The organism is Streptomyces sp. NPDC043867 (assembly GCF_056435845.1).
In genome coordinates, this window is the sequence record NZ_JBWKDS010000002.1 from 195,697 (window position 1) to 210,675 (window position 14,979).

At 71.8% G+C, this 14,979-nt stretch carries 17 protein-coding genes; 5 read left to right on the forward strand and 12 right to left on the reverse strand.

What is annotated here, in order from left to right:
- Positions 1–124: 124 nt before the first annotated feature.
- The 4 genes from AC069T_RS02860 to AC069T_RS02875 form a co-directional block, all read right to left on the reverse strand.
- Positions 125–1,087: an electron transfer flavoprotein subunit alpha/FixB family protein gene (locus tag AC069T_RS02860; RefSeq protein ID WP_478781001.1), complete on the reverse strand. Its 963-nt coding sequence runs from the start codon at positions 1,085–1,087 to the stop codon at positions 125–127.
- Between the two features lie 80 nt (positions 1,088–1,167).
- Positions 1,168–1,953 carry an electron transfer flavoprotein subunit beta/FixA family protein gene (locus tag AC069T_RS02865; RefSeq protein WP_358851269.1) on the reverse strand — a complete coding sequence of 262 codons (786 nt, stop codon included), beginning with the start codon at positions 1,951–1,953 and terminating at the stop codon, positions 1,168–1,170.
- Positions 1,954–2,176: 223 nt separating this feature from the next.
- Positions 2,177–2,695, reverse strand: coding sequence for a flavin reductase family protein (locus AC069T_RS02870; protein ID WP_478781002.1), 519 nt, complete (start codon positions 2,693–2,695; stop codon positions 2,177–2,179).
- Between the two features lie 242 nt (positions 2,696–2,937).
- The gene (locus AC069T_RS02875) at positions 2,938–3,351 is read right to left on the reverse strand and encodes a TlpA family protein disulfide reductase (RefSeq protein WP_478781003.1); all 414 of its coding nucleotides are present in this window, start codon (positions 3,349–3,351) and stop codon (positions 2,938–2,940) included.
- 74 nt (positions 3,352–3,425) lie between these two features.
- Here AC069T_RS02875 and AC069T_RS02880 point away from each other — a divergent pair, with 74 nt between their 5' ends.
- Both AC069T_RS02880 and AC069T_RS02885 read left to right on the forward strand, forming a co-directional pair.
- Entirely contained in the window at positions 3,426–3,842 is a 417-nt protein-coding gene (locus tag AC069T_RS02880; RefSeq protein ID WP_478781004.1) for a DUF4395 domain-containing protein, read from the forward strand.
- Between the two features lie 184 nt (positions 3,843–4,026).
- A complete protein-coding gene (locus tag AC069T_RS02885; protein ID WP_478781005.1) occupies positions 4,027–4,755 on the forward strand; it encodes a lysophospholipid acyltransferase family protein in 729 nt (242 codons plus the stop codon).
- A 7-nt stretch (positions 4,756–4,762) separates the two neighbouring features.
- On the opposite strand, the gene AC069T_RS02890 is transcribed toward AC069T_RS02885, so the two are convergent.
- The 5 genes from AC069T_RS02890 to AC069T_RS02910 form a co-directional block, all read right to left on the reverse strand.
- Positions 4,763–5,455, reverse strand: a complete 693-nt coding sequence (locus AC069T_RS02890; protein WP_478781006.1) for a B3/B4 domain-containing protein — start codon at positions 5,453–5,455, stop codon at positions 4,763–4,765.
- Positions 5,456–5,468: 13 nt separating this feature from the next.
- Entirely contained in the window at positions 5,469–6,062 is a 594-nt protein-coding gene (locus AC069T_RS02895; RefSeq protein WP_478781007.1) for a transglutaminase domain-containing protein, read from the reverse strand.
- A 287-nt stretch (positions 6,063–6,349) separates the two neighbouring features.
- Positions 6,350–7,420 carry a threonine aldolase family protein gene (locus AC069T_RS02900; protein WP_478781008.1) on the reverse strand — a complete coding sequence of 357 codons (1,071 nt, stop codon included), beginning with the start codon at positions 7,418–7,420 and terminating at the stop codon, positions 6,350–6,352.
- Entirely contained in the window at positions 7,417–8,175 is a 759-nt protein-coding gene (locus AC069T_RS02905) for an SDR family NAD(P)-dependent oxidoreductase (protein WP_478781125.1), read from the reverse strand. Before AC069T_RS02905 ends, AC069T_RS02900 begins: the two co-directional genes overlap by 4 nt.
- 35 nt (positions 8,176–8,210) lie before the next feature.
- A complete protein-coding gene (locus AC069T_RS02910; protein WP_478781009.1) occupies positions 8,211–9,608 on the reverse strand; it encodes a DUF6421 family protein in 1,398 nt (465 codons plus the stop codon).
- 393 nt (positions 9,609–10,001) lie between these two features.
- Here AC069T_RS02910 and AC069T_RS02915 point away from each other — a divergent pair, with 393 nt between their 5' ends.
- On the forward strand, positions 10,002–10,685 hold the full coding sequence (locus AC069T_RS02915) for a glycerophosphodiester phosphodiesterase (RefSeq protein WP_478781010.1): 684 nt from the start codon (positions 10,002–10,004) through the stop codon (positions 10,683–10,685).
- Positions 10,686–10,688: 3 nt separating this feature from the next.
- Here AC069T_RS02915 and AC069T_RS02920 read toward each other — a convergent pair whose 3' ends face one another.
- On the reverse strand, positions 10,689–11,228 hold the full coding sequence (locus tag AC069T_RS02920; RefSeq protein ID WP_478781011.1) for a GNAT family N-acetyltransferase: 540 nt from the start codon (positions 11,226–11,228) through the stop codon (positions 10,689–10,691).
- A gap of 70 nt (positions 11,229–11,298) precedes the next feature.
- Here AC069T_RS02920 and AC069T_RS02925 point away from each other — a divergent pair, with 70 nt between their 5' ends.
- Positions 11,299–11,691 (forward strand): VOC family protein, encoded by a 393-nt coding sequence (locus AC069T_RS02925; protein ID WP_478781012.1) that lies wholly within the window; start codon positions 11,299–11,301, stop codon positions 11,689–11,691.
- An 8-nt stretch (positions 11,692–11,699) separates the two neighbouring features.
- Here AC069T_RS02925 and AC069T_RS02930 read toward each other — a convergent pair whose 3' ends face one another.
- Positions 11,700–12,347: a MarR family winged helix-turn-helix transcriptional regulator gene (locus tag AC069T_RS02930; protein ID WP_478781013.1), complete on the reverse strand. Its 648-nt coding sequence runs from the start codon at positions 12,345–12,347 to the stop codon at positions 11,700–11,702.
- Positions 12,344–13,996 carry an FUSC family protein gene (locus AC069T_RS02935; protein WP_478781014.1) on the reverse strand — a complete coding sequence of 551 codons (1,653 nt, stop codon included), beginning with the start codon at positions 13,994–13,996 and terminating at the stop codon, positions 12,344–12,346. The genes AC069T_RS02930 and AC069T_RS02935 overlap by 4 nt, the downstream gene beginning before the upstream one ends.
- 245 nt (positions 13,997–14,241) lie before the next feature.
- Here AC069T_RS02935 and AC069T_RS02940 point away from each other — a divergent pair, with 245 nt between their 5' ends.
- Positions 14,242–14,829, forward strand: coding sequence for a DUF5134 domain-containing protein (locus tag AC069T_RS02940; protein WP_478781015.1), 588 nt, complete (start codon positions 14,242–14,244; stop codon positions 14,827–14,829).
- Positions 14,830–14,979 lie beyond the last annotated feature (150 nt).

The window sequence follows — 14,979 nt, forward strand, 5'->3', positions numbered from 1 at the left end:
CTATCTCCCCCCCCCCCCCCCCCCCCCCCCCCACCCCCCCCCTCCCCCCCCCCCCCCCCCCCCCCCCCCCCCCCGGCAGGAGCGGGAGACGCGGCCCTTGCGGACCGGCCTCCCGGGAGAGGGATCAGCCCTTGCGGGTGTTGATCTCCTCGGTGAGCTGCGGGACGACCTCGAAGAGGTCGCCGACCACGCCGTAGTCGACCAGGTCGAAGATCGGGGCCTCGGCGTCCTTGTTGATGGCCACGATGGTCTTCGAGGTCTGCATACCGGCGCGGTGCTGGATGGCGCCGGAGATGCCGGAGGCGATGTACAGCTGCGGCGAGACGGACTTGCCGGTCTGGCCGACCTGGTTGGAGTGCGGGTACCAGCCGGCGTCGACCGCGGCACGCGAGGCACCGACGGCCGCACCGAGGGAGTCGGCGAGGGTCTCGATGATCGAGAAGTTCTCGGCGCCGTTGACGCCACGGCCGCCGGAGACCACGATCGCGGCCTCGGTCAGCTCGGGGCGGCCGGTCGACGCGCGCTGGGTGCGCGAGGTGACCTTGGTGCCGGTGGCCTTCTCGGAGAAGGAGACCGTCAGGGCCTCGACGGTGCCCGCGGCCGGCGCGGCCTCCACGGGAGCCGAGTTCGGCTTGACCGTGATGACCGGAGTGCCCTTGGAGACACGGGACTTGGTGGTGAAGGAGGCGGCGAACGCGGACTGCGTGGCCACCGGACCCTCGTCGCCGGCCTCGATGTCGACGGCGTCGGTGATGATGCCGGAGCCGATGCGGACGGCGAGACGGGCCGCGATCTCCTTGGCCTCGGCGGAGGACGGCAGCAGCACGGCGGCCGGGGAGACGGCCTCGTACGCGGCCTGGAGCGCGTCCACCTTCGGTACGACCAGGTAGTCGGCGAACTCGGAGGCGTCGGCGGTGAGGACCTTGACCGCGCCGTGCTCGGCGAGCACGGCCGCGGTGTCGCCGGCACCGGCGCCGAGGGCGAGGGCGACGGGCTCGCCGATACGCCGGGCCAGCGTCAGCAGCTCCAGCGTGGGCTTGCGGACGGCGCCGTCCGCGTGGTCGACGTAGACGAGAACTTCAGCCATGGGACTTCTTCTCTCCTGCTTACGAAGTATGAGGGGGCAGTGGGATCCGACGGTCCGGACCCCGGGCGAATCTGGCGGGCCTAGATGAACTTCTGGCCCGCGAGGAACTCGGCCAGCTGCTTGCCGCCCTCGCCCTCGTCCTTGACGATCGTGCCGGCGGTGCGCGCCGGACGCTCGGCAGCGGAGTCGACCTTGGTCCAGGAACCCCCGAGGCCGACCTCGTCCGCCTCGATCTCCAGGTCCGACAGGTCCCAGGACTCCACCGGCTTCTTCTTGGCGGCCATGATGCCCTTGAAGGACGGGTAACGCGCCTCGCCCGACTGGTCGGTGACCGAGACGACCGCGGGAAGCGAGGCCTCCAGCTGCTCGGAGGCGGCATCGCCGTCACGGCGGCCCTTGACGACGCCGTCCTCGACGGAGACCTCGGAGAGCAGGGTCACCTGCGGCACGCCCAGACGCTCGGCCAGCAGGGCGGGAACCACACCCATGGTGCCGTCGGTGGAGGCCATGCCGGAGACGACGAGGTCGAAGCCGGCCTTCTCGATCGCCTTCGCCAGCACCAGCGAGGTGCCGATGGCGTCGGTGCCGTGCAGGTCGTCGTCCTCGACGTGGATGGCCTTGTCGGCGCCCATCGACAGCGCCTTGCGCAGCGCGTCCTTGGCGTCCTCGGGGCCGATGGTCAGCACGGTGATCTCGGCGTCGTCGGCGTTCTCGGCGATCTGCAGCGCCTGCTCCACCGCGTACTCGTCGAGCTCCGAGAGCAGACCGTCCACGTCGTCGCGGTCCACCGTCAGGTCATCGGCGAAGTGCCGGTCGCCGGTGGCGTCGGGCACGTACTTCACAGTGACAACGATCCTCAAGCTCACGCCGGCTCTCCTACTGCATCGTCATTTCTGGGCTGCCTTCTTGCAGGCAGCATAGGCGCCTGAAGCGGCCGGTCCCGGTCGGGGCGACCCGCGCTCCGAACGAAATATTACTCGTCAGTACACCTACCGGATGCCCACTAAGCAAGCGCTTTGAACTGTGACCTTGACAACGCTGTGTAATCAACCGCGGGCGCCTGTGGCATCGGCCACACCTGGTCCGGGATCACGTCCGCCAGTCGCGCAGTCCGTTGAATCGCCCCTGGTGGTAGAGCAGCGGGCGGCCCGCGCCGGAGGGGTCGCCCTGGCAGACCTCGGCCAGGACGATGCGGTGATCCCCGGCCGGCACGCGCGCGACGACCCGGCACACCAGCCAGGCGAGGACGTCGTCCAGCAGGGGGACGCCCTCGGGGCCCTCTCGCCAGCGGGTGGGCGCCCCGAAGCGGTCGGCGCCGCTGCGCGCGAAGGTGGCGGCAAGATCCTGCTGGTGCTCGCCGAGGATGTGCACGCCGACATGGTCCGCCCCGTCCACCGCGGGCCAGCTGGACGCGCCGGTGCCGATGCCGAAGGAGACGAGCGGGGGGTCGGCGGAGACCGAGGTGAGCGAGGTGGCGGTGAAGCCGGCCGGGCCCTCGGCCCCCTGGGCGGTGATCACGGCGACTCCTGCCGCGTGCTGCCGGAAGACGGCACGCAGGAGGTCGGGAGAGGCGAGCTGCGCGGTGCCGAGGCCGGGCGTGGCCGTCATCTGGTGGTCCTTCTTCGCGAGGCGGCATGGTGGTCCCCCCGCTCGGCCGAAGCCGCGGTCGGGGGCGGGTCCGTGGGTGCTCAACGGCCCGGACAGCGCGCACTCGCGGTGCGGGCCAGGTCCACATGGACACGCTCGAAGAGAAGGAGTTCCCGGGGCATACGGTCAGGCTGACGATAGGTGGCGGGCACAGTCAAGGGCGTCCCGTGTTCTGCGAGATGCCTCACGAAGATCACCACGGGTCAGACGGCCTCGCCGAGCGCGGCGATCACGTCCGCCTTGCGCGGCTGACCGGTCGCCCGGCGCACGATCCGGCCGTCCGCGTCGAGGACGAACACGGTGGGCGTCTTGAGGACGCCGAGCTCCCGCACGAGGTCCAGGTGGTCCTCGGCGTCGATCTCGACGTGGGACACGCCGGGGACCAGGCCGGCCACCTCGGCGAGCACGCGGCGAGTGGCCCGGCAGGGGGCGCAGAAGGCGCTGGAGAACTGGACGAGCGTGGCCCGTTCGCCGAGCCGGGCCCCCAGTTCGGCCGCGCCGATTCGCTTACCACCGTCACGCCCGCGCACTGCGACTCTCCCGCTCCGCCGCCGATGCAGCACTCCGTAGGCGCTCGCGACCACGAGCACCGCCACGCACACCACAAGTCCGGTCATCCCCCGGAGCAGCGTTCACGAGACCGCAAAGATTCCCGGCCCACGGATCCCGCCCCGTACGGAATGCTTGATTCATGGACATCGACGTGAGGGGGCCGCGGTTCGGTGCGGCCGTGACGGCCGTGGTGCTCGCGACCGTGCTGATCACCGGCAGCGCCTGGCTGCTGGCCTGGCAGACCCTGGCCTTCGCCCTGGGTGCGGCGGGCGGCGTGGGGCGCTCGCCGTACGGGTGGCTGTTCCGCACGCTCGTACGGCCGCGGATCGGGCCGCCGACGGAGTTCGAGCCGCCCGAGCCCCCGCGGTTCGCGCAGACGGTCGGACTCGCCTTCGCCGTCGTGGGCCTGGCGGGTTACGCGGTGGGCCCGCAGTGGCTGGGGATGGCGGCGACCGCGGCGGCGCTCGCCGCGGCGTTCCTCAACGCCGTTTTCGGGTATTGCCTGGGGTGTGAGATGTATCTGGTCGTGCGCCGCCTGTCGGTGCGCGCGGAGTAAAGCCGGGGGAAAACGCCGAGGTCGCTCAAGGGGCGACGTGACGAGGATCTCGCCACACTCCGGCACCAGGACTGGCCCCCGGTCCGTTCTTGGGGCACGATCTGCGCAATGCCGTAAACCTACGGCTGCGTAACTTACCGCCGGGAGCCCCTTTCCCAGGCAGAGAGAAGGGTCCACCCCGTCCATGGCAGAGCTTGTCTACCGTCCCGTCGTCGGTCTCGCCCTCACGCTGTTCAAGGCCTGGGACCTCAAAATCGACTGCAAGGGATCGGAGAACATTCCGCGCTCGGGCGGCGCCGTGCTGGTGAGCAATCACATCAGCTATCTCGACTTCATCTTCGACGGCATGGCCGCACTTCCCCAGAAACGTCTGGTCCGCTTCATGGCGAAGGAGTCGGTGTTCCGCCACAAGGTCTCCGGCCCCCTCATGCGCGGCATGAAGCACATCCCGGTCGACCGCAAGCAGGGCGAGCAGGCCTACGCGCACGCGCTGGACTCGCTGCGTTCCGGTGAGATCGTGGGCGTCTTCCCCGAGGCCACCATCTCCCCGTCGTTCACGCTGAAGAGCTTCAAGTCGGGTGCCGCGCGCATGGCCCAGGAGGCCGGCGTCCCCCTGATCCCGATGGCTCTGTGGGGCACCCAGCGCCTGTGGACCAAGGGGCACCCCCGCAACTTCAAGCGGAGCCACATCCCGGTCACGATCCGCGTCGGTGAGCCGGTCGAGGCTCCCCGCGACCAGTACGCGGGTGCGATCACGCGCCGGCTGCGCGACCGGGTCCAGGAACTCCTCGAAGCCGCGCAGCAGGCCTATCCCGGACGCCCGCACGGCCCGGAAGACGCCTGGTGGATGCCCGCGCACCTGGGCGGCACGGCGCCGACCCCCGAAGAGGTGCGTGCCGCCGAGGCGCGCTGACCAGCCGTCAGGCCGGGGCGTGGACGGTGATCCGCGCCCCGGGGCTGAACTTCTCGAGCAGCTCGGCGAGTTCGGCTCCGGCACGTTCCACGTCGGCGACCGGCATCGGGGCGAGGCTCTCCAGCAGGAAGATGGCGGAGGTCGACTTCTCCGTGAGCCGCGTCCGCGGCCCCTGGCGCCAGTTCCACCGCCGGCAGGTCACGCCCGCGTCGTCGCGCCACACCACCTCGCCCGCGTCCGGGTGCTCGACCACCTCTTCGCCGCCCGCGACGGTCACGAAGTCCTCGTCGCCCGTCGCGCGCACGAGCCGCATCCCGCCCTCGACGAGAGCGGCGTCCTCGCCGCCGACCGGGATCAGGTGGGCGACGCTGATGGCGTTGTAGACGTCGACGAGCAGGTTGATCCGGGGCAGCCCGGCGTCCGACAGCGCCCTCTTCGCCAGCGCCTCGGCCGAGTTGCGGGTGCGGGACGGCTTGGAGCCGAACGCCGTGTAGGTCTCGCGCCAGGCCGCCATGTGCGGGTCCTCGTGCGGGGCGCGGCCGTCGAGCCGTACGGCGAGACGGCGGGCCGTGTCGTCGAGCAGCGCGGAAGTCCCCTCCGTGCTGGGCCCGTTGACGAGGCCGTCCGCCTCGATCGCCACGTGCGTGAAACCGGGCGCGAGCGCGCGGACCTCGTCGGACACGGTGAGCGTGAGAGTCATCGTCTGCCTTGCCTCAGAGTGCGGTGGGAAGCGTCTTCCACAGCTGCGGGCGGTCCTGAGCGGCCTTGAGTGCCGCCAGTACCGTCGACTGAGGTTCAGCGTACAGCACCGGATAGTCCACCTCATTGGACTTCGGGTCGGGTACCCAGGCCAGCCGCTCGCCGTCGAGCGAGAACTGTGCGTCGACTCCCTGCTTGTTGCCCCGGCAGTCCTGGCGGTGCCAGGCCCCGTCGAAGCGCACGGCTACCAGGCCGTGCACGGCGTATCCGTCACCGTCGTCGTGCCGCAGTCTCTGATAGCACAGCGCCGTGGGGATGCCCTCCGCCCGCAGGAGCGCGGCCAGCGCGTGCGCCTTGGCGTGACAGATGCCGGTGCGCTGCTCCAGCACGTCGGACGCGCGCCAGGTGACGCGGGAATCCTCCGCGTCCTGTGAGTGCGGGATGGTGTCACGGACGAATTCGTAGGCGGCTCGCGCATAGGCATACGAGTCCGTCGCGTCCCGGGCAAGCGCGGCGGCCGCCTTTCGCACCGCGGGATGCTGGTGGTCGATGGCGTCGTCGGCGGCCAAGTACGCCGACAGGTCAGGGGTTTCCTGGATCAGCTCCATGACCGCGGAGCATAGAAACACGGCCGACCGGAAGTCAATGACTTTTCGATCGACCGTATATCTATACAGATGTGGGTTGGTCTTCGGGGTCAGGGCAGGCCTAGGGCCTGTCGTTTGGATCAGGCTGGCTGTGACCGACGGTTCGTCCTGACCGGCCCGAGCGGGGTCTGGCGCGTGCAGCTGCAAGGCGGAGGAGGGAGTCGACGCGGAGCGTCGGCGACCGACGACAACGCCGCAGATGTGCGTGCCAGACCCCGCTCGGGCCGGCATGATCCAAACGACAGGCCCTAGCGGGCCATCTCCTCCTTGAGCGCCGCCACGAACCCGTCCACGTCCTCTTCCGTCGTGTCGAAGGCGCACATCCAGCGGACGTCGCCCGCGGCCTCGTCCCAGAAGTAGAAGCGGTAGCGCTTCTGGAGCCGCTCGCTGACGTCATGCGGCAGCCGCGCGAAGACCGCGTTCGCCTGCACCGGGTGGAGGATCTCCACTCCGTGGACGGCGCGCACACCCTCGGCGAGCCGCTGCGCCATCTCGTTGGCGTGCCGGGCGTTGCGCAGCCACAGGTCCTTGGTGAGCAGGGCCTCCAACTGCACCGAGACGAAGCGCATCTTGGAGGCCAGCTGCATGGACAGCTTGCGCAGGTGCTTCATGCGGCGGACGGCGTCGTGGTTGAGGACGACGACCGCCTCGCCGAACAGCGCGCCGTTCTTCGTCCCGCCCAGCGAGAGGATGTCCACGCCGACCGCGTTGGTGAACGCCCGCATCGGGACGTCCAGGGCGGCGGCCGCGTTGGCTATCCGGGCACCGTCGAGATGGACCCGCATGCCGTGGGCGTGGGCGTGCTCGCAGATCGCGCGGATCTCATCGGGCGTGTAGAGGGTGCCGAGTTCGGTGTTCTGGGTGATGGAGACGACCTGCGGCATCGCGCGGTGCTCGTCGTCCCAGCCGTACGCCTGCCGGTCGATCAGCTCGGGGGTGAGCTTGCCGTCGGGCGTGGGCACCGTGAGCAGCTTGAGGCCGCCCACGCGCTCGGGGGCGCCGCCCTCGTCCACGTTGATGTGCGCGCTCTCCGCACAGATCACCGCACCCCAGCGGTCGGTGACCGCCTGGAGCGCCACCACGTTGGCGCCCGTGCCGTTGAAGACCGGGAAGGCCTCGGCGCCGGCCCCGAAGTGGCTGCGGATGATCCGCTGGAGATTGGCCGTGTAGTCGTCCTCGCCGTACGCGACCTGGTGCCCGCCGTTGGCCAGGGCCAGGGCGGCGAGCACCTCGGGGTGGGCCCCCGCGTAGTTGTCGCTGGCGAAGCCGCGGACGTCCGGGTCGTGGTGACGCCGGGCATCGGTCTTCGGAGGGTTCACGGCTTCTCGGTCAGCCACAGACGGTTTCCGTTCACTTCACGGGCGGGCTTGTCCCAGACGCCGGCGATGGCCTCGGCCAGTTCCGTGACGTCCGTGAAGCCCGCGAACTTCGCGTTCGGGCGCTCGGCGCGCATCGCGTCGTGCACCAGTGCCTTCACGACCAGGATCGCAGCCGCGGAACGCGGTCCGTCCTCGCCCCCCGCCTTGCGGAAGGCGTCGGCCATGGCCAGCGTCCACGCCTCGGCGGCGGCCTTGGACGCGGAGTACGCCGCGTTGCCCGCGGTGGGCTGGGAGGCACCGGCGGCACTGATCAGCAGGTACCGCCCGCGGTCGCTGCGCTGGAGCCCGTCGAAGAAGGCGAGCGAGGTGTGCTGGACCGTGCGGATGAGCAGCTTCTCCAGCAGCTCCCAGTCCGCGAGGTCGGTCTGCGCGAAGGAGGCGCTGCCGCGCCAGCCGCCGACCAGGTGGACCAGACCGTCCACGCGGCCGAAGTCCTTCTCGATACGGCCGGCCCAGTCACGGGCCGCCTGCGGGTCGAGCAGGTCGACCGTGTCGCCCACGACGGTGGCACCGCCGTGCGCGTAGCGTGCCGCGTCCACGGCCTCGGCGAGCCGCTGGGGGTCGGCGTCCGAGCCGACGACGACCGCGCCCGCCTCGGCGAGCCGCATCAGCGCGGCACGTCCGGCCGGTCCTCCGGCGCCCGCCACCGCGATCACCGCGCCGCCGAGTGCTCCGTTGCCGTTCCCCTGGGCCATCGTCTTCGCCTCCTGGGCGTCCTCGGCGCGGGCGCTCACGCGGCGATCCGCTCGGCGTTCTCCGCGGTGATGCCCCTGGTCGCGGCGATCACGTTCTTCAGCTTCTTCGCGAGCGCCTCGTAGAACATGCTCAGCGGAAACTCGTCGGGAAGCACGTCATCGACGAGCTTGCGCGGGGGCAGGCTCAGGTCGAGGGCGTCGGGGCCCTTGGCCCAGCGCGAGCCGGGGTGCGGGGCGAGGTACTGGGAGACCATGTCGTACGCGGCGAACCAGTGCACCAGCTTGGGGCGGTCGATGCCCGCCCGGTAGAGGTCCTCGATCTCGGCGCAGAGCTGGTTGGTGACCTGCGGGGCGCGCTGCCAGTCGATGTGCAGCTTGTTGTCGGTCCAGCGGACGACGTCGTGCTTGTGCAGGTAGGCGAAGAGCAGCTGGCCGCCGAGGCCGTCGTAGTTGCGCACGCGCTCACCGGTCACCGGGAAGCGGAACATGCGGTCGAAGAGGACCGCGTACTGCACGTCACGGGCCTGCGGGACGCCGTCGGCCTCCAGCTTCACGGCCTCCTTGAAGGCGGTGAGGTCGCAGCGCAGCTCCTCCAGGCCGTACATCCAGAACGGCTGCCGCTGCTTGATCATGAAGGGGTCGAAGGGCAGGTCGCCGTGGCTGTGGGTGCGGTCGTGGACCATGTCCCACAGGACGAAGGCCTCCTCACAGCGCTTCTGGTCGTGCACCATGGCGGCGATGTCCTCGGGCAGGTCGAGGCCCAGGATGTCGACGGCGGCGTCGGTGACGGCGCGGAAGCGGGCCGCCTCGCGGTCGCAGAAGATGCCGCCCCAGGTGAAGCGCTCGGGGGCCTCGCGCACGGCGATGGTCTCCGGGAAGAGGACCGCGGAGTTCGTGTCGTAGCCCGCGGTGAAGTCCTCGAAGGTGATGCCGCAGAACAACGGGTTGTCGTAGCGGGTGCGCTCCAGCTCGGCCAGCCAGTCCGGCCAGACCATGCGCAGGACGACCGCTTCGAAGTTGCGGTCCGGGTTGCCGTTCTGCGTGTACATGGGGAACAGGACGAGGTGCTGGAGGCCGTCCTCGCGGCGCGCGGCGGGCTGGAAGGCCAGCAGCGAGTCGAGGAAGTCGGGCACCTGGAAGCCGCCGTCGGCCCAGCGTCGCAGATCCTTGACGAGCGCCTCGTGGTAGGCCGCGTCGTGCGGCACCAGCGGGGCGAGCTGCTCCACGGCGTCTATGACACGGCGTACGGCCAGCTCGACGTCGGAGGCGCCCGGGGCACCCTCGGCCTCGAAGTCGATCGAGCCGTCCTTGGCCTGCCACGGCCGTATCTCCTCCACGGCATCCTTGAGCACGGGCCAAGCCGGGTGCTCCACCACCCTGACCGAGGGACGAATCCGTTCCTCCGTAGCCGCCTGCACAAGAATTTCCGTCATGACCCATCCTCCACCAGAGAACCTCGCGTATCGACACCGTATGCATTCGAGGTTCCTTCCCACAAGTGGAGACTCGGCAAATTATCCTGCGCGACCCCCGTCGTCGCCGCGCTTTTTCCTGTCAGACACCGTCGATGCGACGACTTCCACCATCCGTCGCCGGGATCGGGGCGAGGGTTGCGGCGGCGGTCAACCGACGGGGGACTCGCCCACCCCGGGGTGACGCGCACGCCGTGCCGCGGCACGGGTACGCCCTGCGGAGCGCCCCCATTGCCCGGCGCAGGAGCGGGTACACCGCACGGTAGGGGCCGTTAGGCTGCGGCCTTGCCGCGTGGACGCCCCGTCGGACCCCACGCCGGAGCCGAGCCGCCGTCGACGGAAGCGAGACGAACCTTGAACTTCCTCACCATCGGTCATCGCGGGGTCATGGGTGTCGAACCCGAGAACACCCTGCGCTCCTTCGTCGCCGCCCAGCACGCGGGCCTCGACCTGATCGAACTCGACCTGCACCTGAGCAAGGACGGCGCCCTGGTCGTCATGCACGACCCCGACGTGGACCGCACGACCGACGGCACGGGCCCGATCGCCGAGAAGACGCTCGCCGAGCTGCGCGTACTGGACGCGGGGCGGGGCGAACGCGTCCCCGTCTTCGAGGAGGTCCTCGACGCCGTCAGCGCGCCGCTCCAGGCGGAGATCAAGGACGTGGCGGCGGCGCGGGCACTGGCGGAGGTCATGCACCGGCGGGACCTCGTCGCACGCGTCGAGGTCCTCTCCTTCCACGACGAGGCGATCGCCGAGATCGCCCGTCTCGTGCCGGGCGTGCGCACCGCCCTGGTCGCCAGCCGCTACGGCGTCGACGTCGTCGACCGCGCCACCGCCGTCGGCGCCGCCTGTCTGGTCCTGAACATCCGGCGGCTGACCCTGGAGATCGTCGAGCACGCGCGCAAGGCGGACCTGCGGATCATCGGCTGGGTCGTGAACACCCAGGACCAGCTGCGGCTGGTGCGGGCCCTCGGACTGGACGGCGCGACGACCGACTACCCGGAGATCAAACGCACCGGCCGCTTCACCGCGTGAGCCTCACACCAGCGGCTTGACCAGCAGCTCGAACTGCAGGTCGGCCCGGCGCGGGACGCCGAAGCGCTCGTCGCCGTACGGGAAGGGCGTCATCCTCCCCGTACGGCGGTAGCCGCGCCGCTCGTACCAGGCGATCAGGTCGTCGCGTACCGAGATCACGGTCATGTGCATCTCGCCGGCGCCCCAGACGTCACGCGCGTACCGCTCCGCCTCCGTCATGATCACCTTGCCGAGGCCGGCGCCCTGAAGTGCCGGGCTCACCGCGAACATTCCGAAGTAGGCGTGGTCGCCGCGGTGTTCGAGCTGGCAGCAGGCGACGACCGCGCCGTCCCGCTCGACCGTCAGCAGGCGGCTGTCGGGCGACTTGATCACCGCGAGCACGCCCTCCGGGTCGGTCCGCTGCCCGTCCAGGATGTCCGCCTCGGTGGTCCACCCGGTCCTGCTGCTCTCCCCGCGGTAGGCGGACTCGATCAGCCCGACCAGGGCGTCGACGTCGGCGTCGGCGGCATCGCGAAAGGTCAGTCCGGCGGCAGGGGTGTCCATGGGGCGGCTCTCCGATGTGTGGCGCGGCTCGGGCACCGCCGAGCCTAACCCTCCCCTAGGCTCCCGATGCATGGTGCATGTACTGAGCAGCCGGACCCTGTTGCGTCCGACCGATCCCGAGCGCTCCCGCCGCTTCTACGGCGAGCAGCTGGGCCTCGCCGTCCACCGCGAGTTCGGCACGGGCCCCGAGCGCGGCACGGTCTACTTCCTCGGCGGCGGCTTCCTGGAGGTCGCGGGCCGCTCCGACACCCCGGCCTCCCCCGCGCTCAAGCTGTGGCTCCAGGTCGCCGACGCGGCGGCGGCGCACGAGGAGCTGACGGCCGCGGGCGTCGGCATCGTGCGTCCGCCGGTCAAGGAACCCTGGGGACTGATCGAGATGTGGATCGCCGACCCCGACGGGACGGAGATCGTGCTCGTCGAGATCCCGGCGGACCATCCCCTGCGGTACCGCCCGGGCGTCTGACCTCGCCGTCAGACGCGCGGCCTGCCGAGGCTTCCTTCCAGCCGGCCCAGCAACTCGGCGAGCAGTACGGCGAGTTCGCGCTGCCGGCCGGGGTCGATGCCGGACAGGACGGCCGCCTCGTAGGCGAGCTGGTCGGGCAGGATGCCGTCGACGAGGTCGCGGCCCTCGTCGGTCAGCCGGACGTGCGCGACCCTGCGGTCGCGGGTGTCGCCGCGCCGCTCGACGAGGCCGCGCCCGGTGAGCTGCTTGAGCCGCTTGGTGACGGCCGCACCGGAGGAGAAGGTCTCGCGGGCGATCTCGCTCGGGGTCAGCTCGTGGCCGGTGCGCCGCAGCGTGCCGAGGACGTCGAATTCGGGGCGGGTCAGTCCGGCCCGGCGCAGCGGGGCGTCCTCCGCCTGCTGAAGGAGCGCCGCGCTGCGGTTGATCCGGCCGATGATCTCCATGGGACCGGTGTCGATACCGGGGTGCACGGACTGCCACTGCCGCACGACGACACCCATGGTGTCCGCGGGCGCCGCCGCTCCCGCCCCGGTCACGGGCTCCCCGGCTCCCGGACCGCTCCGGGGCGCCTCGCCCGGGGTCTCCCCCGCGGGCGCCCGCCGGGCCGTGTCCCGCCCGGCCGCCGCCTTCGCCGCCCGCCCGTGTGCTGCCGTCATGCCTGCGCGTCCTCCAAGGAGTGGGGTCCGTGACCTCGGACCGTCGCCGCGAGCGTACGGTGTGCGGCCTGCTCGGCCCGCATCACCCGCTCCTCCGGCAGGGCGCGCTGCCACCACTCCCCGGCCGCGGCGTCGGATGCGGCGCGCAGTTCGACGACGGCCGCGGCGAGGTGGCGGCGAGCGGATCCGAGGGCCGCGGGCGCGGGGTGCGGGCCGGCCAGGACGCGTGCCGCGTGCCCGCGGGCGCGCTCGACGGCGCCGAGTGCCTCCTCGATGCGGTCGCCGGCCCGCCGGTTGGTGACCACGACCGCCGCGACGAACCCGACCAGCGCGCCGACGAGGGTGTCCACGACCCGGTCGGCCATCAGCTCGCCGGGCTCCTGACGGCGGGCGAACTCGGTGATGAGCAGCGCCATGGGGGTGACGCAGACGCTGCCGAGCCAGTAGTTGCGGCCGATCAGTGCCTCGGCTCCGAAGTTGAGCAGGAGGCAGCTCAGCACGAGTGCCGGCTGTCCGAGGTGCGCGAGGGGGACGATCGCCGCGAAGACGAGCACGCCGGCCACGTTGCCGACGACGCGCTGGACGCCCCGGCTCCAGGTCAGGGTGACGTTGGCCTGGTAGAGGGAGGCCGCGGTGACCAGGGCCCAGTAGGGGCGGCCGATCCCGAGGGCGAGCGAGACGTATCCGGCCAGGGCGCAGCCGAGTGCCGTGCGCAGGGCGATGGGGGCCAGTGGAGCGAGCCTGGCACGCAACGGGCGTGCGGGAGCGTCGAGTTCGGCCTCGACACCGAGCAGCTCGCCGGTCTCCGGGTCGTCCAGGTGCGGGACGGGCGCGGTGCCGCGCAGTCGGCGGGCCCACGCGCGCAGCCGCTCGGCCTCGGTGTCGTCGGGAGCGGCGAGGGCGGCCTCCGCTCGGACCACGAGCCGTTCCAGGGCGCGCCGGGACGCGGAGCGGGCTCCGGTGGAGAGCAGGCACTGCCAGGCGGCGTGCACGGCGGCGGCCGCGGCGGCGCGGCTCCCGGCGCGGTCGTCGTCGGTGCCGCGCGTCCCGGCGTACGCGGCGGCGGCATGGAGCGCGTGAGCGGTGGCCCGACGCTCGGGCCCGTGCGGCCGTACGAGAGCGGGCGCCATGCCGACCAGCCAGGCCCAGGCTCCCGCGCAGACGGCGAGCGCCAGGTGTCCGGGGACCTGGCCGGGGGTCTGCGGCGCGAACAGGGAGGCGGAGCTGATGAAGGTGAGGACGACGTGGCCGGGCGGGCCGAGGCGGGTGGCGTCGCACAGCACCTTCTGCACGGCGGCCAGCAGCGCGCCGACGGTGACGAGGACGACGGCGTCCGTGGTGAGCGACGCCGTGACCAGGGCGACGGCGAGACCGCCGAGCATGCCGAGGACCACCCCGGCCAGGACTCGCGCCCGGGCGGCGTACGGGCGGTTGTGGGCGTACAGCGCGCACAGGGAACCGGCCATCGTGTACATCGCCAGGTCGAGGCGGTCGAACGCGAGCAGCGTGAGGTTGGGCGGGGCGACCGCGGCGACGACGCTCAGGGCGGGCTTGAACCAGATGTCGGAGGGTCTGCCCAGCCGCAGCACCCCGGCGAGCGGGAGGCGGCGTACGCGTACGAGGGGTGACAGGGGGGACGCACTGCTCATGGGGAGAACTTTAACAGGTGTTTTACTCGTAAAGTGTCGACCGTGGAGATCATCCCCCTCGGGCTGGCTCCCGGCAGGCCGCCGCGCGCCGTGCACCGTGGAGGACGCGCTGTCCGCCGTCGAGGCGAGGGCCTGCGGTGCACCCCGCACGCTCCCCCGCGTACACCCTTGCGCTCGCTTGCGCACCGGGCGGCACGGGCATGCCCTGACCGACTGTCCGACACCGTCGAAGGGGGAGGTGCGCGGTGCACGGACCGGTTTCGTCCGGCTGGCCGCTCGTCGCGCTGTGCACGGCGACCGGCGCGTACTGCCTGCTGCGGATGCGCAGCCCGGTCGACGAGCAGCGCCGAGCGGCGGGCGGCGAGGCCCTCATGGGTTTCGGCATGGCCGCGATGGCCGTCCCGGCGGCCGTGGCCTCTTGGCCGCGCTGGACCTGGCTGGTGTACGCGGCCGTCTTCGGCACGGCCGCGGTCCACGCGCTGTGGGCCGCCCGGGAAAGCGCCCGTCATCTGCACCACCTGGTGGGAGCCCTCGCGATGGCCTACATGGGCGGGGTGATGGCCGCGTCCCCCTCGGTACAGGAGCACGGCGGACACGGCGGGTCCGGAGCCCCCCTGGTGACGGGGATGCTCCTGCTGTACTTCGCCGGATACGTGCTGTGGTCCGGCACCGGACTGCTGCCGGTCACCGGCACGGCCGGGGCGCCGCCCGGGACGAGCGCCGCGTCCCCGGCCCGGCGCGGCACCGCCGGCTGGGGCGACCGGCCCGAACTGGCGCGGGCGTGCCGGCTGTCGATGGGGATCGCCATGGTGGCCATGCTGCTGACGCTCTGAACCCCACGCCGCCCGCCCGTCGGCGCCGCCGGACCGACGGACATGTGCGGGCCCCGCGGCATCCGGGCGGACCCGTCCGGTGGGCCGTACTCCCCCGTGGTGTGCGTCACTTGGCGCGGCAGCCCGTATCCTCCGGCGGTTCCCGCTCAT